Annotated in this window: 13 protein-coding genes and 1 pseudogene; 11 read left to right on the top strand and 3 right to left on the bottom strand. The window is 65.3% G+C overall.

Features of this window, described 5'->3' with window-relative positions; translation table 11 throughout:
- Positions 1-68: 68 nt before the first annotated feature.
- From IY716_RS00755 to IY716_RS00735, 5 genes are all read left to right on the top strand, one after another.
- The gene (locus IY716_RS00755) at positions 69-1,415 is read left to right on the top strand and encodes a glutamine synthetase family protein (RefSeq protein ID WP_218221320.1); all 1,347 of its coding nucleotides are present in this window, start codon (positions 69-71) and stop codon (positions 1,413-1,415) included.
- Complete coding sequence (locus tag IY716_RS00750) at positions 1,396-2,205, top strand: gamma-glutamyl-gamma-aminobutyrate hydrolase family protein (RefSeq protein WP_369699537.1); 810 nt, start codon at positions 1,396-1,398, stop codon at positions 2,203-2,205. Before IY716_RS00755 ends, IY716_RS00750 begins: the two co-directional genes overlap by 20 nt.
- The gene (locus IY716_RS00745; RefSeq protein WP_218219766.1) at positions 2,202-3,560 is read left to right on the top strand and encodes an aldehyde dehydrogenase; all 1,359 of its coding nucleotides are present in this window, start codon (positions 2,202-2,204) and stop codon (positions 3,558-3,560) included. The genes IY716_RS00750 and IY716_RS00745 overlap by 4 nt, the downstream gene beginning before the upstream one ends.
- A gap of 14 nt (positions 3,561-3,574) precedes the next feature.
- Positions 3,575-4,351 (top strand): 3-oxoacyl-ACP reductase, encoded by a 777-nt coding sequence (locus IY716_RS00740; RefSeq protein WP_218219765.1) that lies wholly within the window; start codon positions 3,575-3,577, stop codon positions 4,349-4,351.
- 179 nt (positions 4,352-4,530) lie between these two features.
- Positions 4,531-5,808: an ammonium transporter gene (locus IY716_RS00735; RefSeq protein WP_218219764.1), complete on the top strand. Its 1,278-nt coding sequence runs from the start codon at positions 4,531-4,533 to the stop codon at positions 5,806-5,808.
- 100 nt (positions 5,809-5,908) lie between these two features.
- Here the strand turns inward: IY716_RS00735 and IY716_RS00730 are convergent, their stop codons facing one another.
- On the bottom strand, positions 5,909-7,123 hold the full coding sequence (locus IY716_RS00730; RefSeq protein WP_218219763.1) for an MFS transporter: 1,215 nt from the start codon (positions 7,121-7,123) through the stop codon (positions 5,909-5,911).
- 135 nt (positions 7,124-7,258) lie between these two features.
- Between IY716_RS00730 and IY716_RS00725 the strand changes: the two genes are divergently transcribed.
- Positions 7,259-7,696, top strand: a complete 438-nt coding sequence (locus IY716_RS00725; RefSeq protein ID WP_218219762.1) for a DUF1801 domain-containing protein — start codon at positions 7,259-7,261, stop codon at positions 7,694-7,696.
- Here IY716_RS00725 and smc read toward each other — a convergent pair.
- Together smc and wecB are read right to left on the bottom strand one after the other, a co-directional pair.
- Positions 7,683-11,324: a chromosome segregation protein SMC gene (smc, locus tag IY716_RS00720; protein ID WP_218219761.1), complete on the bottom strand. Its 3,642-nt coding sequence runs from the start codon at positions 11,322-11,324 to the stop codon at positions 7,683-7,685. The two genes, IY716_RS00725 and smc, sit on opposite strands and share 14 nt — an antisense overlap.
- A 10-nt stretch (positions 11,325-11,334) precedes the next feature.
- Positions 11,335-12,516 carry a non-hydrolyzing UDP-N-acetylglucosamine 2-epimerase gene (wecB, locus tag IY716_RS00715; RefSeq protein WP_218219760.1) on the bottom strand — a complete coding sequence of 394 codons (1,182 nt, stop codon included), beginning with the start codon at positions 12,514-12,516 and terminating at the stop codon, positions 11,335-11,337.
- Between the two features lie 189 nt (positions 12,517-12,705).
- On the opposite strand from wecB, the pseudogene IY716_RS13915 reads away from it, so the two are divergent.
- The 5 genes and pseudogenes from IY716_RS13915 to IY716_RS00690 all read left to right on the top strand — a co-directional run.
- Positions 12,706-13,563: pseudogene (locus tag IY716_RS13915) on the top strand (glycosyltransferase); the annotation flags it as partial.
- Between the two features lie 605 nt (positions 13,564-14,168).
- Positions 14,169-15,194, top strand: coding sequence for a hypothetical protein (locus IY716_RS00705; protein WP_218219758.1), 1,026 nt, complete (start codon positions 14,169-14,171; stop codon positions 15,192-15,194).
- Positions 15,195-15,201: 7 nt separating this feature from the next.
- Positions 15,202-16,779 (top strand): glycosyl hydrolase family 28-related protein, encoded by a 1,578-nt coding sequence (locus tag IY716_RS00700; protein WP_218219757.1) that lies wholly within the window; start codon positions 15,202-15,204, stop codon positions 16,777-16,779.
- 27 nt (positions 16,780-16,806) lie between these two features.
- A complete protein-coding gene (locus IY716_RS00695; protein WP_218219756.1) occupies positions 16,807-18,060 on the top strand; it encodes a glycosyltransferase in 1,254 nt (417 codons plus the stop codon).
- Positions 18,061-18,093: 33 nt separating this feature from the next.
- On the top strand, positions 18,094-19,377 hold the full coding sequence (locus tag IY716_RS00690) for a polysaccharide pyruvyl transferase family protein (RefSeq protein WP_218219755.1): 1,284 nt from the start codon (positions 18,094-18,096) through the stop codon (positions 19,375-19,377).
- Positions 19,378-19,410: the final 33 nt, after the last annotated feature.

The raw sequence follows: 19,410 nt of genomic DNA, 5'->3' as shown, positions 1-19,410 counted from the left end.
CCCCTGCCCCTGCCAACTGAGGACCAGAACCCGTGACGACATCACCCACACATCCCCGCAATGACCGCATGCTGAGCGTTCCCCGGCTGCGCCAAGAGATCACCGAGGGACGCATCGACACAGTGGTCCTCGCCTTCACGGACATGCAGGGACGCCTGCAGGGCAAGCTCTGTCACGCCCAGTTCTTCCTGGACTCGATGTTGGAGGAAGGAGCCGAAGGCTGCAACTATCTGCTGGCAGTGGACACCGAGATGAACACTCCCGGCGGCTACGCGATCAGCAGCTGGGAAGCAGGCTATGGGGACATGAGCTTTGCGATGGACCTCGACACCATCCGACTGATGCCACACAACCCCGGACAGGCGATGATCCAATGTGACCTCACCGCTCATGACGGCCAGCTCATTCCCATGTCCCCCCGCGCCATGCTGCGCCGCCAGCTCGATCGCGCCAAGGAGATGGGCTACCAGATGCTCACCGGGACCGAGCTGGAATTCTGCGTCTACAACACCAGCTACGAGGACGCCTGGGACTCCAACTACCAGAGCCTCGTACCGGCCAACAAGTACAACGTGGACTACAACATCCTGGGATCCCAGCGGGTCGAGCCGCTGCTGCGCGAGATCCGCAATGCCATGTACACGGCGGGGATGACCGTGGAGAGCGCCAAAGGAGAATGCAATTTCGGCCAGCATGAGATCGCGTTCCGCTTCGACGAGGGACTGATCACCGCCGACAATCACGTGGTCTACAAGCTGGCCTCCAAGCAGATCGCCCATCAACAGGGCAAATCGATCACCTTCATGGCCAAGCCCAATGATCGAGAAGGCAGCTCCTGCCATATCCACATGTCACTGCGCGGACTTGACGGAGAACTGAGCTTCTGGGACAAGGAGAAGGATGCACGCAGCGCCACCTACGACCACTTCATCGCAGGAGTGCTCCAAGGCATGCGTGAGCTCTCCATCTTCTACGCCCCGAACATCAACTCCTATAAGCGCTTCGCCAAGGGCAGCTTCGCGCCCACCTCGGTGGCCTGGGGCGTCGACAACCGCTCCTGCGCGGTGCGGCTGGTGGGCAGCGGTCAATCGGCCCGGATGGAGAACCGCCTCCCCGGCGGTGACGTGAACCCCTACCTCGCACTTTCGGCCATGTTGGCCTCAGGGCTCTACGGCATCGAGCACCAGCTGGAGCTGGGGCCCATGATGGAGGGCAACGCCTACGAGTCCGACGCGCAGGTCGTGCCTTCTGCGATGCGTGAGGCTCGTGATCTGCTGAACGGCTCGACACTGGCCCGCGAAGTCTTCGGCGAGGACGTCGTCGAACACTACGTCCACTACGCCGATGTAGAGCTGGAGGCCTTCGAATCCGCCGTCACCGACTGGGAGCTGCACCGTGGCTTCGAGCGGCTCTGAGATGGGCGGGAGCGACTCCGAGTATCGACCCCGCATCGGCATCACCACCTACTATCAGGAAGGTTCCTGGGGGGTCTGGAGTTCAGTCGCCTCCATAGTCCCGGGGTCCTACGTCGAGGGTGTGGCCGCGGCTGGTGGAACACCCCTGCTGCTGCCGCCAGTGGGCACGGACCCGTCGGTCCTGGACGTGATGGATGGACTGATCGTGATCGGAGGGGTCGACGTCGACCCCCGGTTCTACGGCGCGGAACGCCATGAACTGACCTCATCGCAACCCTTCCGGGACGAGCACGACATCGCGCTTACGCGTGCCGCGCTGGAACAGGGGGTCCCACTCTTCGGGATCTGCCGCGGCGCTCAGATCCTCAACGTGGCCCTGGGTGGGACGTTGATCCAGCACCTGCCAGACGTCAGCAGCACCGCGAAGCAATATCAACCGGCTCCCGGTCAATACGGTGAGGTGGAGTTCACCATCGTCCCCGGCAGTCGCTGCGCTGCGCTGCTGGGCGAGCAGGCCGACTCTCCATGCCACCATCACCAAGCACTGGACGAGGTGGCGGAGGGCCTGATGGTCACCGCCCGAGCTGCCGACGGCACGATCGAAGCCGTGGAGACCGCTGGAGAGAACTGGGTCCTCGGGGTCCAGTTCCATCCTGAGGAGAACCGCAAGGATGCGCGTCTCTTCGAGGGCTTCGTCGCGGCCGCGCGGCGTTTCGCCCACACCCGTGATGTGGAGCCGCGCCCGGCTCACGGGACCGACCACGACCGAGAGGATGCGCTGCTTTCATGACGATCACCGAGATCATCAATCCCGCCACCGAAGAGGTCATCGACACAGTCGAGCGCACGAGCCTGGAACAGACCGACACTGCGATCGCCCGCGCCCAGCACGCTTTCCAGAGCTGGCGCACCGTCGCGCCGGCAGATCGGTCCCGCCTGCTGCGTCGCTTCGCCGAGGCGGTGGATTCGGATCTGGAACACCTGGCAGCTCTGGAAGTGCGGAATTCCGGGCACACCATCGGCAATGCACGGTGGGAGGCCGGCAACGTCCGGGATGTGCTCACCTACTATTCCGGGGCGCCCGAGCGACTCTCGGGCCGCCAGATCCCCACTCCAGGCGGGGTCAACATGACCTTCCACGAGCCGCTGGGCGTCGTCGGAGTGATCGTGCCGTGGAACTTTCCCATGCCCATCGCAGCCTGGGGCTTCGCCCCCGCCCTGGCCGCCGGCAACACGGTGGTGCTCAAGCCCGCGGAGATCACCCCGCTGACCGCTCTGCGCCTGGCAGAGCTGGCCCTGGAGGCCGGGATTCCCGAAGGGGTGTTCACCGTTCTTCCGGGGGCCGGATCAGTGGTGGGTGACCGCTTCGTCACCCACCCAGCGGTGCGCAAGATCGTGTTCACCGGATCCACCGAGGTGGGCAAACGGATCATGGCCGGATGCGCAGATCAGGTCAAACGCCTCACTCTGGAACTGGGCGGGAAGAACTCCAACATCATCTTCGCCGACTCCGACCTGGAACAGGCCGCGGCGGCGACGCCCGGCGGGGCTTTCGACAACGCCGGACAGGACTGCTGCGCGCGCTCCCGCGTGCTGGTGCAGCGCTCGGTCCTGGACCGGTTCCTGGAACTGCTTGAACCCGCCGTCCAAGGCTTCACCTGCGCAGATCCTCAGAAGGAAGACACACAGATGGGGCCGCTTGTCTCCGCCGGGCACCGTGACTCAGTGTCCTCATTCCTCGATCAGGATGCCCCCATCGCCTTCCAAGGCACGGCCCCGACGGGCTCGGGCTACTGGTTCCCACCCACGGTGCTCACGCCTACCACCGATGCGCGGGTGTTTCATGAGGAGATCTTTGGTCCGGTCATCGCCGTGGTCCCCTTCGAGGACGAGGCCGAAGCGATGCGCCTTGCGAATCACACCGATTACGGTCTGTCCGGGTCGATCTGGACCCGAGACGTCGGACGTGCGCTGCGCGTGAGCCGTGGAGTCGAGGCAGGCAATCTCTCGGTGAACACCCACGCGTCCGTGCGCTACTGGACCCCCTTCGGCGGGTTCAAGCAGTCAGGCTTCGGGCGCGAACTGGGACCAGACGCCCCGGAAGCCTTCACCGAGACCAAGAACGTCTTCATCTCCAGCACCTGAGCCTAAGGAGTTCCATGGACACCAACACCCGTCGCCTTCTCGACCGCAGTGCAGTCATCACCGGAGGCGCAAGCGGGATCGGCCTGGCCTCTGCTCGCAGAATGGCCGCCGAGGGAGCCCGCGTCGTCATCGCCGACATCGACCCGCTCGCTGGAAAACAGGCGGCAGCAGAGGTCGGAGGCATGTTTGTGCGCGTCGACGTCACCGACCCGGAAGACGTGGAGAACTTATACGCCGAGACTCAACGCGCCTACGGCAGTGTGGACATCGCCTTCAACAACGCGGGCATCGCACCGGCCGAGGACGCCTCGATCCTGGAGACCGGTCTCGAGGCATGGCGCAGGGTGCAGGAGGTCAACCTCACCTCGGTCTACCTCTGCTGCAAGTACGTCCTGCCCTACATGCAGGAGCAGGGCAAAGGCTCCATCATCAACACCGCCTCCTTCGTCGCCGTGATGGGCGCAGCCACCTCGCAGATCTCCTACAGCGCCTCCAAGGGCGGAGTGCTGTCCATGAGCCGAGAACTGGGGGTGGAGTTCGCCCGCCAAGGGATCAGGGTCAACGCGCTCTGCCCCGGGCCGGTGAACACGCCGCTGCTCAAGGAGCTCTTCGCCAAGGACCCGGAGAAGGCGGCCCGTCGCCTCCTCCACGTGCCACTGGGGCGCTTCGCCGAACCCGAGGAACTGGCAGCGGCGGTGGCGTTTCTCGCCAGCGATGACTCCTCCTTCATGACGGCGTCCACCTTCTTGGTGGACGGAGGGATCTCCGGCGCCTACGTCACGCCGCTCTGAGCTCAAACCCGACCCGAAACACCCCGAAGGTCGAACCGCAAGGAACCAAAGTCGCCAGGGGAAAGGTTTTACCTTCCTGAAACATCACGGCGCGCCGGGTGAAACACGAGCCAGGAACCATAGAGATCAGCTCGCATCGGTGAGATACACCGGTGACCTGATGTTTCCTGGAGGGACACATGGAACTTGGTTCACTAGACGTCTGGGTGCTTGTAGCAAGCGCGCTCGTGCTGCTCATGACACCTGGTCTGGCCTTCTTCTACGGCGGTCTGTCTCAGGCCAAGTCCGCCATCAACATGATGATGATGAGCTTCGCCGCCATGGGCCTCGTCGCCGTGGTGTGGGCCCTCTGGGGCTCCGCGATCGCAGGCGGCGAATCGGTGGGTGGCCTGTTCGGCAACCCGGCCACCGACTTCGGCCTGTACAACACGCTCAACGACGCACCAGAAGGTCTGATCGGCATCGGCTTCGGCGCCACCTTCGCGATCATCACCACGGCGCTCATCTCGGGTGCGATCGCTGACCGCGCCAAGTTCTCCGCCTGGATGGTCTTCGTACCCATCTGGGTCACCCTGGTCTACTGCCCGCTGGCCTTCATGGTCTGGGGCGATGGTGGGCTCCTGGTCGAGGGCGGCGCCGTGGGCGACGCTGTCGGTGAGGCAGTCGACTACGCCGGTGGCCTTGTGGTCCACATGTGTGCCGGCCTTGCGGCTCTGGTGCTCGCACTGATCCTGGGCAAGCGCCGCAACTTCACCGAACGCTCCTCCCACCGCCCGCACAACACGCCGTTCGTGCTGCTGGGCGCATCGCTTCTCTGGTTCGGCTGGTTCGGCTTCAACGGTGGCGCAGCTGCCGAGGCCGGCGAAGCTGGTCTCATCTGGGTCAACACCCTGCTGGCCCCGGCCGCGGCACTCGTGGTCTGGCTGGTCACCCAGCGGGTCCGCGGAGAGAAGCCCACAGCCCTTGGCGCCGCCTCGGGCATCGTCGCCGGCCTCGTCGCCATCACCCCGGCCTGTGCCCACGTGGACCCGGTCGGCGCCATCATCATCGGTGCCATCTCCGGCTTCATCTGCTACCTGGCCGTCGGCCTGAAGTACAAGCTCGGCTTCGATGACACCCTCGACGTCGTCGGTCTGCACTTCGTCGCCGGCTTCTGGGGCACAGTGGCCATCGGCCTGCTCGGCCGCGCCGAGCTGATCGACGGCGAACGTGCCGGACTGTTCTACGGCGGCGGACTCGGACTCATGGGATCGCAGCTCGTCGCGGTCCTGGTGACCCTGGTCTTCACCGTGGTGATGACGGCGATCATCGCCTACGCCATCCACGCCACCATCGGATTCCGCGTCACCTCCGACGTCGAGACCATGGGCATCGACCGCTCCGAGCATGACGAAGATGCCTACATCTTCGAGACATCGAGCGCACGCAAGACCACCGCGGGAGCACCCCCGGAGTAGTCGGCTTCACGCAGACTCCCCTGGGGCTTCGCCCCCTGCAGAGAGAGGGCCGGCCCGGTGAGCATAGTCTCACCCGGGCCGGCCCTCTTTGCGAGCCCTCTCACGGTTGCGGCGCAGGCTCCAACGTCTCGGGAGCCTTGGTCCAGGCAAGAGCTCCGAACATCAGGATGAGACCGGTGACTCCGAAGGCCCAGGAGTACCCCAGCTGGTCCACGAGAAACCCGGCCAACAGCGGACCGATGATCGATCCCAGGTCCTGGGTCATCTGGAAGGTCGAGACCACCGAACCGCCGTTGCGTCCGGAACCGACGATGTCGGCGATGGCGGCCTGCTGCGCTGGATTCATCAGTCCGGTCCCGACGCCGGCGATGACGCTGAGCACCAGCAGCCACAACGGGCTCGGGGCCAGCCCGAGCACACCAGTGGCCACCGCAGAGATCAAGAGTCCGACGATGATGGGCCGCCGTCGTCCGAAGCGATCCGAGCGACGGGAGAACAGCAGCACTGCTCCGACATTGCCCGCAGCGAAGGTGGCCAGCGCAACGCCCGCGAGCTGACTGGAGTCGAGCACCCAGCCGGATCCGACGAAGGCCGAGGCGGCAAAGAGCGGCACGACGGAGTTCCGCAGCCCGAACGTGGCCCACCCATTGGCGAATCCAGCGGTCAGCGCCGCACGGTAGCCGCGATGCTGCCAGGCCTCGGCAAGTGTTGCCTTCTCCCGGTCCTCCTTGCGGCCGCGATCCTCCAGGCGCGATTGGCGCAGCATCACGAAGACGATCGCCGCCGCCACGACCAGGGCTCCGCCGTAGACCAGGAAGGGAACACGCTGACCAAAGACCAGCAGACCCGAACCGACGAGGGGGCCGGCGACGCTGCCGATGAGGAATGCGGAGGCGTAGGCCCCGGAGACCCTCCCGCGGATCGTCGGAGGCGACTTCCGGGCGAGGAAGGTCATCGCAGAGACGGTGAAGAAGGTCGAGCCGATGCCCCCAAGCGCGCGGAAGATCAGCAGAAGCTCGAAGCTGGGCGCGAAGGCCGTCGCGATCATCGAGGCGGCGACGATCAGCAGACCGATCACATAGACCGGGGTCTCCCCCAGCCATTGGGTGAGTCTGCCGGAGGCGGGAGCAAACAAGAGCCGGAAGAGCCCGAAGGCCGAGACCACGGCGGAGACAGCCATCGCTGAGACACCGAAGTCAGAGGCATATTGCGGCAGGATGGGGGCTACGATGCCGAACCCGATGGCGATGACGAACGCCGAGACGATCATGACCTTCAGCTCGGAAGGAATTGGAATCTTCGTCTCACGCGTCATGCAGCCACTCCTGTGTTCAACTCATCATTGATCCTTGTTGCTCAACCCAACCAAACCCCGTGGCATTCCCGGCCGCCGGACTTCCCCATCCTGAGGTCGCGCTGGCCATAATGGAGGAGGATCGAAAGGACCTTCATGGAACCCACAGGCGGAAGCGTTGAAGAGCTTATCGGGTCGGTGGCGCCCCGCGTCCGGCAGGAAGATGCCCGGACGATGCTGACGCTCATGCGGCGTGCGACCGGCGAGGAGCCTGAGCTCTGGGGACGCATCATCGGCTTCGGCAGTTACCACTACCGCTATGAGACGGGCCGCGAGGGCGACGCACCGGCGGTCGCCTATGCCGCTCGGCGACAGGCCACGACGGTCTATCTCCCGGACGGGCTCGGTGTCCATGCCGAGGCCCTCACCACTCTCGGGGCGCACAGCACTGGGGTGTGCTGCCTCTATCTCCCGCGGTTGGACCAGGTGGATCTGGCGGTGCTGGAGCAGATCATCGCTGACTCGTTCAACACCGTCACGGCAGGCTCCTTCGGGCAACGTGCGCGCGAGGGCGGATCCACTACGGCGTCGTGACCTGATCTGCGGCGGCCAGTCGCTGCGACACCACGCGGGTCGACCCGTCCTGGCGCATGGACACCCCGTAGAGGGCGTCAGCGATCTCCATGGTCCGTTTCTGGTGGGTGATGATGATGAGCTGGGAAGACTCCCGGAGCTCCTCGAAGATCACCAGGAGCCGGGACAGGTTGGTGTCATCCAGCGCCGCCTCCACCTCGTCCATCACGTAGAAGGGGCTCGGACGAGCCTTGAAGATCGCCACCAGCAGCGCGACGGCGGTCAGTGATCGTTCTCCGCCGGAGAGCAGCGAGAGCCGACGAATCCGCTTGCCGGGAGGCCTGGCCTGGACCTCGATCCCGGTGTTGAGCATGTCCTCGGGGTTGGTGAGCTCCAACCTGCCCTCACCGCCGGGGAAGAGCCGTCCGAAGACTCGCTCGAACTGGGCCTTCGTGTCCAGCCAGGCTTCGGTGAAGACCTTCTCCACGGTGGCGTCCACATCCGCGATGATGTCCATCAGATCCTGGCGAGACTTCATCAGGTCGGCCAGCTGCTCCTGCAGGTAGCTGTGCCGTTCCTCCAATGCTGAGTGCTCCTCGAGTGCCAAGGGATTGACCTTGCCCAGCGCCTTGAGGTCGCGCCGCGCCCGCGCAAGTCGCTTCTCCTGCTCCTCGCGCCGGAAGGCACGCCCCGAGACGGGTTCCTGCTGGTCCGATCCCGGGTGCTCAGATTCTGCAGTGCTGGATTCTGCGGTGCTGGACTCAGCTGAGGTGGATTCTGCGGCGTCATAGACCGGTTGATCGGGCCCATAGTGCTCGATGAGGTATTCCGGGGTGAGACTGAGTTCCTCGAGCCCGCGCGCCTCGGCGGCCTCCAGGCTCAGCCGCAGCTCGGTTCGCCGGAGCTCAGCCTGGTGGAGCTTCGCCGTGACGGCCTCAAGCTCCTGTGCTTCCTGTCTCCGGGAGGACTGCAACTCACGGGTATGCTGCAGCGTCTGCTGGACGGCAGCGTCCACCGCGATGCGGCTGGCCTGGGCCCGCTGGCGCAGCCGCTCCAGAACTTCCACGGCCTGGGTCGCCTCCGCGTGGATGGATTCGGCCTCGTCTGCGCCCCTACTGCGCACCTGGGCGATCCGTTGCGCCTCCTCGCGCCGCGAGTCCTCTGCTGCGGCGGACCTGCGCAGCGCCGAGGCGCGCTCGAGCATCTGTTTGTGCTGTTCCTCGGCTGCGCGCAGCTCCAGCCGAGAATCGACCTCCTCGCGTCGCTGCGCGGAAGCCGTCTCTGCGCGCCGGTCGCGCTCCGCAGTGGAGGGGTCCTCGTCGATGTCCTCGCTCTGCGCCGCAGTGAGTCTGGCGTTGGCTTCCTCCCATTGCTGCCGGGCCTCCTCCGCCGCGTGCTCGGCGGCCTGGATCTCCTGATCGGAAGCATCGATGCGCTCGGCGCTGCGTTGGAGCTCGGCGTTGAGCCGCCCCAGCTGCTCGGTCGTGGCGTGAAGCTCCGCGTCATTTGCATGCAGCGCCTGCAGGGTCTCCTCGACCTTGAGTTCGGCGGCGCTGACCTCGGACTCCTCTTCACCGGCCAGCGACGCACGCCGCTGGAGCTCCGCCTCGCTCGCCTCCAGGGTCTCGGTCAGCTCGTTGATCTGCGCAGTGATGGCCACATCGGAGTTCTCCAGCGCGGTGCCGCCGATCCGTTCCCCGGCGCGCAGCACGACGCCCCCGGCCGTGACCACCGTAGTGACCTGCTCCAAGTCCAGGAGCTTCTCGGCCAGCGACTCCTCGGTGCAGAGGACGACGCCGTCCAACACCGCAGTCACCGAGGCCGACAGCTCGGCCGGCACTGTCACCGCCTCGCTCGCCCAGACGGCACCCTGGGGCAGCTCGCCGGCGGCACCCCGTGCGACGGAGGGCACGCTCGTCTGCGGGTCCGCGGGGGTGAGGTGGGGGTATACCAGATGGGCTCGGCCGAAGTTCTGCGCCGCCAACCAGTTCAGCGCCTCGGCGGCAACCTCCGCGTCTCGGGTGACCAGAGCGGAATCGAGGCTGCCCAGGCAGGCGGCCACTGCCGTCTCCCAGCCGCGCGTGATGCTCAGACGCTGGGCAAGCGGGGCATCGATGATCTCGGGGCGATCCCGGGTGAGCGCTGCGGCACCGTCGCGCGGAGTCCGTGCGGCGGAGAGGCCGGAGAGGCGGGCGCGATACTCGCTGATGGCGCCCTTCAGCCGCTGCTGCTCGCTGAGCTGAGCGTCATAGCGTGCCCGCAAAGCAGCGAGCCGCTGGTGGGCGGCCTCGTAGGCGGCGTCGAGGTCTTCCTCCCCCGTCTCGACACCGGCTATCCGCTGCTCGAGCTCGGCAAACTCCGCGCTGGCCCGCTGCTGTGCCGTTCGAGCGGCGTCGAGCTGGTCCTGCGCACGCTGGCGACGGCCCTGGGCAGCCTCGATGCGCCCCTGGGCGGTCTCCACGCGGCCACGCAGCGTGGCGAGACCTGCTCGACGATCCGCCACTGCTCGCAGCTGCTCGGTCAGCCGCGTCTCTTCGGCCTTGAGCTCCTCCTCGGCTGCGGCTCGCGCGCGCGAGGTCTGCTCGAGTCGTTCACGAGCGGCATCGACATCACCCTGCAGTTCGGCCGCCTGGTCGGCGACGCTGCGCGCCTGCGTTCGCAGCTGCTCGGGATCTCGACCGCTCGGCGGCACCGAGGCTGCAGCGCGCAGGCTTCGGGCACGCTCCTGCGCCAGCGATCCCACGGAACGCAGCCGTTCCTGCACCTGTTCGAGCCGGTGGTGTCCGGCGAGCAGCTTCTCACTGTGCGCCCGCTCGGAGCTTGCACGCTGTTCGAGCTCAGCCAGCTCGGCGTCCGTCTCCGCCAGTATCCCGCGCAGCTCCTCAGCGCGGTCCCGATCCTGGTGCTCGCCCCGAGTGGACTCCTGCAGCGCGGTGGCCGCCTGGACGAGATCATCGGCGATCAGCCGGGAGAGCGAGTCACGCAGGTCGTGCTGGATCTGTTGGGCTCGGCGCGCCACCCGCGCCTGTCTGCCCAGCGGGGCCAGCTGGCGGGAGATCTCCCCGATGAGGTCTTCCAGGCGGGACAGGTTCGTGCCCGTGGATTCGAGCTTGCGCACAGTGCGTTCACGTCGGCGTCGGTGTTTGAGCACCCCGGCGGCTTCCTCGATGAATCCGCGACGCTGTTCCGGAGTTGCCTGCAGGATCTGGTCCAGCTGGCCCTGGCCCACGATCACGTGCATCTCGCGGCCCAGCCCGGAGTCGGAGAGCAGCTCCTGGATGTCGAGGAGGCGGCACTTCGCGCCGTTGATCGTGTAGTCGCTGCCCCCCGCTCGGAACATCGTCCGGGAAATGGTGACCTCGGAGTACTCGATCGGCAGTACGCCGTCGGAATTGTCGATGGTCAGCGACACCGAGGCGCGGCCCAAAGGCTCCCGCTCTGTGGTGCCGGCGAAGATGACATCCTCCATGGTGCCGCCGCGCAGGGATTTCGCGCCCTGCTCCCCCATGACCCAGGCCAGCGCATCGACCACGTTGGACTTGCCCGAACCGTTGGGACCGACGACGGCGGTGACTCCGGGTTCGAACTCGAAGGTGGTGGCCGACGCGAAGGACTTGAACCCGCGGACGGTGAGGGTCTTCAGATGCACGGCCGCTGACTCACACGGGGTGGGAGCCGGTGTGCGCGGCGGGACTCTCCTGGGGGTGAAAGTCCTCGAGCCGGTCACCAAGCCCGAACATCGACGCGATCGCCGCGACCGTCCGCTTCGCGGCATGACCATCGCCATAGGGATTCACCGCATTGGCCATCGCGGCATAGGCCTCAGAATTGTCAAAAAGTGCTGCGACCTCTTCAACCACCCGCTCCTCAGAGGTCCCGATCAGCCGGACCGTCCCGGCATCCACCGCCTCGGGCCGCTCGGTGTTCTCCCGCATCACCAGCACCGGCTTGCCCAGTGAGGGGGCCTCCTCCTGGACTCCACCGGAGTCAGTGAGAACCACCGTGGCGAGGTTCATCAGACGGGTGAACTCGCCATAAGGCAGCGGCTCGGTGACGATCACGTTCTCGTGACCTGCCAGCGCCGGCAGAATCGCCTCTCGGACCACGGGATTGCGGTGGGCCGGCAGCACGATCAGCTTCTCCGGGTATCGGTTGGCCAGCCGCGCCAGTGCGCGACCCACGCCCTCCATGGCCGATCCCTGGTTCTCACGACGGTGGGTGGTCACCAGCAGCACCTCCCGGCCGGAGGCGGCAGCCTCTTCCAGCTGGGCGTCGGCGAAGGGCACGTGCTTCTGCGCGACCTCCAGCAGCGCGTCGATCACCGTGTTGCCGGTGACGACGATGTCCTCGGCCGGCAGCGACTCGCGCAGCAGGTTGTCCTTCGACTGGGAGGTCGGAGCCAGATGCAGCGCAGTGATCTGGCTGGTCATCTTCCGGTTCGCCTCTTCAGGGAACGGGGAGTAGAGGTTGAAGGAGCGGAGCCCGGCCTCGGCGTGGATCACCGGGATCCCGGAGTAGAACGCGGCCATGGCGCCCGCTGTGGTCGTCGTGGTGTCCCCCTGGACGACGACGGCGTCAGGCTTATGCTGCGCGAAGAGCGCATCCAGGCCGGTGACGGTCCGGGTCAGGACCCCGTTGAGCGTCTGCCGCGGCTGGATGATGTTCAAGTCATGGTCCGGGATGATGCCGAAGAGCTCGTTGACCTGGTCCAGCATCTCGCGGTGCTGACCCGTGACGGTCACCTCGCACTCGAAGAGGTCACTCGCCTGCAGCGCCTTGACGATCGGTGCCATCTTGATGGCCTCGGGACGGGTCCCATAAATGGGCATGATTCGCTTCATCCGACCATCCTAGTCGCGAAGAAGGGACAGTCCATCGGGGCCGCAGGCGAGAAACGCGCAGTGCAGACGCCGGCGGGGACTTCCAGGGACGGGACCACCGATCAGCCAGCTGTGGGACCGGTGCATTGTTATACTCACCCGGAAGCCACACCGAATTGAGGCCACAGATCCTGTTCTGTTGGTTCCTCGATGCGCCCCGCCAACCAGCACCGAAAGGGCTCCTTCATGAACAAGCTGTTCCGGATCTTGCGGCGGAGTGCACCCCCGGCTCAAGAAGGCGCAGTCTCTGAGGAGCCGCGCCCCGCCGAGAGCGCGTCGCGAGCTGACGACCGGACGCTCTTCATCGGACACACCCGCTTCAGCGTGCACCAGCATGGCTCGGGCTACTTCAACGCCACGCGCGGAGCTGATCTCGGAGCTGGATTCAGCGAAGAGGAGTACACCAGGTGGTTGTACTCAGAGACCCGGCTGGCGCCGCGGACGGAGATCTTCACGACGCTGAGTCTCCCCCAGCTCGCCCACGCCGCGAAGAACCACGACGTGGTCCACTATGTCTCCTACTCTCCGTCCCTGCCGGAGCACCACAAGGCCCAGCTCAAGGCCGCGGCAGAGGAGCACAGTTTCCTTCGACTGAACGAGACGACCAAACCGGTCAATTCCACCCCCTCGCGAGCCCTGGTCAACCAGGCCCTCGGGGAACGCGATCATGGGTCCCGTCCTTTCGGCGTGTACCGACTGGACGACGATGACCTGCTCTCTGTCCGGTACTTCGATCAGATGGCCCCGTACGTGACGCCGCGGCACATCGGCTGGTGGGTCTCGCTGGGGACGGGGTTCTCTGCGATCCGCATGGATGGCAAATACGCATACACGCGTGAGCTCTACTACCCGAAGAGCGCCTTCGGACCGATGGCGATCGCGGCCAAGAATGACGACGGCGAGATCGCCAACCTCAGTGCCCCCAAGCACACGGTGATGGACAAGTTCAACCCCACGATCCTGGATTCACGGGAACCTGCGTACTTCCATATCCGCCATGAGAGCCAGGACAGCACGGTCAAGGGGTCGGTCGCTCCGTTCTACCCAGAGGCCATGAACCGAATCATCGGTGAGGGACCAGCGGATCTGGACAAGGTGGCCGATCTCTTCCCCGTTCTCGCCGGAGCGACGTCACTCGAACCTGGACCCGCCTCCCTGGGCGTGGACCTCTCCAAGGGACCCATCTCGCTGAGCCGTGCAGCGGTCACCTTCGAATGGAAGCACGAGGGCCCCATAGCCCTGCTTCTGGACCCTGCGGACGGGGAACGCCTCCAGGCGAATCAGGTGCAGGTACGACTGACTGTGGCACCACAGAACTCCGGCGGGACCGTGCTGGAAGAAGGGGCCTCCAAATTCTTCTCACAGGGGCGCTTCCGGCATTCCGACCGCGACGGCACCTACTGGACCTACATGCCGCAGAAGGCCTCCGGCTTCGGCCACGTGCTGCCCATCGAGCCGCCGAAGGGCGTCAAGGTCACCGGGATCACGCTGGTGACCAGCAGGTCCGAGTCTCTTGGTCTGGATTCGGTCGTCGCGTACCCACTGCCGGCGAGAAGATCTTGACGGGTGCCCAGATCACAGGCGAGAGGACCGGGGCTTCGATGAATCGGTACGTGACCGATTTTCTGCTCGCCTCCGGCCGCGGCGTCCCCGTGGAATTCGGGGGGAGACGAGCAGACTCGCCGTCGGCGCTCCTCAGCGGAGCTGCCCGTCGCAATAAGTTCCGGCTGATCAAGGTGCGGAACAACCACTACGTCATCACCGGCGGACGCCGGGTCATCGGCGGGTTCGCTGTGCATCTGACGAGCCTTCCCAGCGACGAAGCCCTCAGGGCCTCCACGTCACTTCCGCTCGCCCGGCAATACCTTCAGCTCGATGGTCTTCCTGTGCCTGCGGGGGCTTCCTTTCGGGAAGATGAGCTCGAGGGTGGACTCGCGCATTTCCGCGCAATGAAGTCTGAGGCAGTCGTGAAACCCGCCTCCTCCGCACAGGGAACCGGCACCACCACGGAGATACGCAGCGAGGCGGATTTTCGCGCCGCGTGGATCAACGCCACGTCGGCGCGACGAACGGACGCTCAGGCCGACCCCCGTCTCCTGGTGGAGGAGCAGGTTCCGGGCCTCGACGTGCGTGCGTTCGTCGTGGGCGAGGACGTCATAGCGGCGACAGCCCGCGTCCCTCTCTTCTGCATCGGTGACGGCGAGAGAACGCTGCGGGAGCATGTCGAGGAAGTATCTGGGCTGCGCGAGGCCCATCCCCTCTTCGGCAAATTCGACTACGACGCGGTCTCCTACGCGCAGGCCTCGGGTCTGGCGCTGGACGATCGCAGTGAGCGCGGCCGTGTCTACCAGCTTTCGCATGGGATCAATATGCGCAGCGGTGGGGTGACGGTGGATGTCACAGATCGGCTCGGACCCTCCGTCAGAGAACTCGCCGTGGCCGCGACCTGGGCCATTCCAGGGTGCAAGGCAGCCGGTGTCGATCTGCTTCTTCCCGACCTGAGCACTGCCGACGGCGCGCATCTGCTTCACGTAGACGTCCAGGCCGGATTCGCGGTGCACCACTATCCATGGATCGGTGCACGGCGGCAGGTGGCTGATGCGCTGATCAAAAAGATGCACGAGAACTCGCGAGGATGAGCTGCCCATGAAGTTCTTTGCCTCGATGATGAATCGGCTGAAAGGTGACTCCGAGGGCGCCTCGGCCTGGGACCAGTATCTCAAGACGCCGGAGAACCACCCGCAGATTCCGAACATCTCCTACGCCGGATACCACCGCGGTGAGCGTGCCATCCCCCGCCCGGACGGTCCTGTGTTCGATGTGTGTGACTACGGGGCCAAGGGGGACGGGCAGCACGACGACACCGCGGCGGTAAACGCCGCGATCGAGGCGGCAGGTGCTAACGGAGGAGGTGTCGTCCTCGTTCCCGCTGGGCGCTATCTCCTCACGGAGGTCCTCTGGATTCATCACTCGGGCGTGGTGATCCGCGGATCAGGCCAGGATGAGACCACCCTGTTCTTCCGAGAGCCGCTCGAGACGGCCTACCGGATGCCCCAGAAGGGTGAGTGGTCGTGGACCGGCGGGCTCGTCTGGTTCATACCCCAGCCGTTGTTGAGTCGACTCGAGGAGGCGCAATGGGGCTGGGGCAAGAACGAGGGCTGGTTCGACAACGAGGAGCTCTCTGCCGTGAGGGGTGTGGTCCCGCGCGGGAGGACCCGGATACCGGTCGTCGACACTCAGCGCTTCACCGCGGGAGACCACGTTCTGCTGGTCTTGGACAACATCGCCGACAGCTCGCTGCTCCGACACATGAGCGGCGACCTGCCGCCCGAGAGCTATGGCTGGGGTGTGGAAGACTCCTCCCTGCACAAACAGCCCAACTACCGGACGTTCCGCTGGCCTGTGGAGATCGCCTCGGTCGAGGCGGGCAGTGTCGTCCTGGCGCAGCCCACCCGACTTGAGCTGCGTCAGAAGTGGAACCCTCGCTTCGAGACCCTCGGCGCGCGCATCGAGGAGTCGGGGATCGAGGATCTGCGCATCGAGATGGCTCATGTCGAGCCCCGTCCCCACAATCAGGACCACGGCTACAACGGACCCCACTTCCAGGCAGCCCTGAACTGCTGGGCCCGCAATGTGACGGTGCAGGACAGTGACAACGGGTTCGGTATCACGGGCGGCAAAGGAATCACTCTCACAGACGTCACGGTGGAGGGACGCGCCAGACACCACCCCTTCATCTGCCGGGAGCAGTCCCACGACAACCTTGTGCAGCGCTTCCTCATCTCTGCACCCACGACTGAGCTTCCCGCCGATTCCCTCACCCACGGCCTGAACATCGAGGGCTACTCCTCCGGCAATGTCTGGTCCGATGGTCAGATGGAGGGAACATTCGACTCGCACCGACGCTTTCCCTTTGAGAACGTGCGGACCGACATCACGATCAGGAACAAGGGAGTCGTCGGTGGGGCCAGGAACGCCGGACCCCACTGGGGAGCACGGTTCTGTCATTGGAACATCAGAGTCACCAATGGGCGGTCCTACGGGATCCGGCTCGAGGAGCACGCCCCGTACAGCGCGATGGTCGGGATACAGGGCACGACCAAACCGTCTCAGCAGAAGCCCGAGTTCACCGGTGAGCTGCACACCATGATCGAAGATCTGGGTGTGCCGCCGGTGCCATCAAATCTCTACCAGGCCCAGCTGCGTCATCGACTCGGCAGCTGACCAGGAAGCCAGCAACAGGAAGATTCCATGCGCAGACTTTTCATCGGGCACACACGTTTCAGCGTGCACCAGTACAACTCCGGCAGCTTCAAGGCCACCCGCCGGGGCGACGGTCGACTCTTCTCCGAGGATGAGTACACCGCATGGCTCTACGATGACGAGAGGCTGGATCCGCGGACGGAGATCTTCGTCGAGGAGAGTCTCCCTCAGCTCGCCGCCTCCGCCGACGCATGTGACCTCGTGCATATCGTGCACTTCTCCTCCTCGCTGCCCCAGAAGTACCAGGACAGGCTGCGCAGTGCGGCCGAAGAACACCCCTTCCTGCACCTGAACGAGGCACCGGGGATGGTGGCACCCAGCGCGCCGAATAAGAAGGTCCTGAACCAGGTGCTGCGAGGACGGCTTCCTGAGGACGGAGTCTTCGGGATCTACCGCCTCGATGATGACGACGTGCTGCCGATCAACTTCTTTCACCGGATGAATCCATATGTGGCCGAAGAACACGTAGGGTGGCGGATCTCCTTTCCGGAATCACTGACCGCGATCCGGACACAGTCGGAATACATCCTGCCGTGGCGCCGGTACTTTCCCAAGGCTGCCGCAGGCCTTCTCTCCATTCACCAGAAGACACCTGATGGGGAAATCCGGGGACTTCAGACGCGCGCGCCCGCGAAGGGCCATATGAAGCTCGACACGGCGTATCCGACCGTGCTGGACTCCCGCGAGCCCGGGTTCTTCCAAGCGCGCCACAAGAGCCAGGACAGCACTCTCGGGGAGGGCGAGGAGCCCTTCTTCGGGTCTCTGATCCCTTCTGCTGTGAAGAAGGACCGGGTTTCCTCCGACCTTCTTCAGGAGTACTTCCCCTTCGTCAACCGTCGGATCCGGAGAGACATCGCCGCAGCGGCCGAACCTCTGAACATCGACACGACAACCCCTCTGGATTCGTCCTCGGGCGTCACGGTGGCCATCGGGTCGGACAGGTCCCAGATGCTCCTGGCGCAGCTCGATGGGGCCTCGCAGGGCTCACCCGCGGTGGACGTGGATGTCTCTGTGAGTCGCAGCGTTGATGTCACGGAAGCTCGCCTGAAGACGTTTATGGTCGCAGCCGGACTGCGCAGCGTCGGGGATGGGCTCTACCGTGGACCGGTGGCCTTCGACGGGGATGCAGGGCACGGGGCCTTCGTGCTCGAGACACCGCCCGGCTGCTCGGTCATCAGCGTCCGCTTCACCTCACCCGAACCGGTCCGGCTCAGATCTCTGCGCTCCTATTCCCTGGTCTGAGTCCTCCTGAACCGAAGAAGGTCTTCACACAACATGTCCTCCCGCACTGTTCTCTCCCCGCTCTACGAAGCCTCCAGCGCCGATTCGTGGGTGCGTTCCCAGCAGATCCAGGTCAGGCTGGACCCCGAGCTGTCCACGCTGACCTGGGACGTGCCGACGCCGTTCGGGGTGGTCAGCATGGTGCTGCGCAGCACCGGCGAAGACCGCGGCCTGCTCACGGCGCGGGGAGAATCTGAGAATCTCCGACGCATCCTCCGCAATGCACTGGTGAGGGATGCGCTGCTCGAAGCCACTCCACACGAACATCACGTGCTGAACTCCGCAGTCCGGCTGAGCGGACGCAGCAGTTCAGCGCTGAGTGTGCTGCAGCAATGGGCCAGACGCATCCAGACGAAAGTTGCCACCGCAGAGCGGGTGGAACGCGGCGATCCGTCCGATCAGGAGCCTCCGCTGCATGGATTCTGGTGGGACCGGAAAGCGAACTTCGGTGACGCCGTCGGACCATGGCTGGCCGCCGTGCTCTCCAGCCGCGAGGTGGTCAACGTCCGGCCGACGAAAGACAACCCGGTGCCCTCACAGGGCCGCGCCATCGCATTGGTCGGGTCGATCATCCACATGATCAATCGCCCGGAGATGGACATCTGGGGAGCAGGCCTGATGCGGCCGCTCTCCGCGAAGTCACCGCTGCGGCGACTGACTGGAATCCGCGTGCACGCGGTGCGTGGACATCTGACCCGCAACGATCTCCGGGAGAAGCTCGGCTGGGAGGTCCCTGAAGTCCTCGGAGACCCCGCCCTGCTCCTTGCCCGCCACTACACTCCCCGGCCCAGCGCCCACGCGGAACCCAAGATCGCCTTCGTTCCGCACATGTCGCACCGCCCGCACTTCAAGAGGGTTGACCCCGGGACGTTCGACATCATCGACGTGCGCGATGATCTGACCCTCGTCGTGGATGGGATCGCCAATGCACGTGTGTGCGTGTCGACATCGCTTCACGGGCTCATCGTGGCCCAGGCCTACGGTGTGCCCTGGGTCTGGTTGAACATCACCGACGCCGAGCTCGGTGGAGGAGACTTCAAGTTCAACGATTTCTTCTCGACGCTTCGAGGCCCGAGTCCGGCTCGGGTCGAGATCACCGTCGATGAGCTGCCAGATCTGGATCTGGCGCTGGTCGCGCGGCATGCGCTGCTCCCAGAGCTCGCCACAGATCTCGATGCGTTGGAGGCCGCTTTCCCCGGTCGATCACACGTGGTCCGGAGGACCGGAGGAGTCAGATCGGCGCTGCGCGCCCTCAGGACGCGGTTCGCCCGATCTTGATCCGCAGGTCTCCCTGGCGACGGGGCAGCCTCC

This window comes from Nesterenkonia sp. Act20, from assembly GCF_019173455.1.
Taxonomy (GTDB): Bacteria; Actinomycetota; Actinomycetes; order Actinomycetales; family Micrococcaceae; genus Nesterenkonia.
Note: the sequence above shows the minus strand (reverse complement) of the source record. Positions and strands in the feature narration are given on the sequence as shown.

What these genes read in the sequence shown, in the direction of transcription:
- wecB (WP_218219760.1), bottom strand. Translation starts at nt 12,516, where the DNA reads ATGAAGCGAATCATGCCCATTTATGGGACCCGTCCCGAGGCCATCAAG.
- IY716_RS00695 (WP_218219756.1), top strand. Translation starts at nt 16,807, where the DNA reads ATGCGCAGACTTTTCATCGGGCACACACGTTTCAGCGTGCACCAGTAC.
- IY716_RS00730 (WP_218219763.1), bottom strand. Translation starts at nt 7,123, where the DNA reads ATGACGCGTGAGACGAAGATTCCAATTCCTTCCGAGCTGAAGGTCATG.
- IY716_RS00740 (WP_218219765.1), top strand. Translation starts at nt 3,575, where the DNA reads ATGGACACCAACACCCGTCGCCTTCTCGACCGCAGTGCAGTCATCACC.
- IY716_RS00725 (WP_218219762.1), top strand. Translation starts at nt 7,259, where the DNA reads ATGGAACCCACAGGCGGAAGCGTTGAAGAGCTTATCGGGTCGGTGGCG.
- IY716_RS00700 (WP_218219757.1), top strand. Translation starts at nt 15,202, where the DNA reads ATGAAGTTCTTTGCCTCGATGATGAATCGGCTGAAAGGTGACTCCGAG.
- IY716_RS00745 (WP_218219766.1), top strand. Translation starts at nt 2,202, where the DNA reads ATGACGATCACCGAGATCATCAATCCCGCCACCGAAGAGGTCATCGAC.
- IY716_RS00755 (WP_218221320.1), top strand. Translation starts at nt 69, where the DNA reads ATGCTGAGCGTTCCCCGGCTGCGCCAAGAGATCACCGAGGGACGCATC.
- IY716_RS00735 (WP_218219764.1), top strand. Translation starts at nt 4,531, where the DNA reads ATGGAACTTGGTTCACTAGACGTCTGGGTGCTTGTAGCAAGCGCGCTC.
- IY716_RS00690 (WP_218219755.1), top strand. Translation starts at nt 18,094, where the DNA reads ATGTCCTCCCGCACTGTTCTCTCCCCGCTCTACGAAGCCTCCAGCGCC.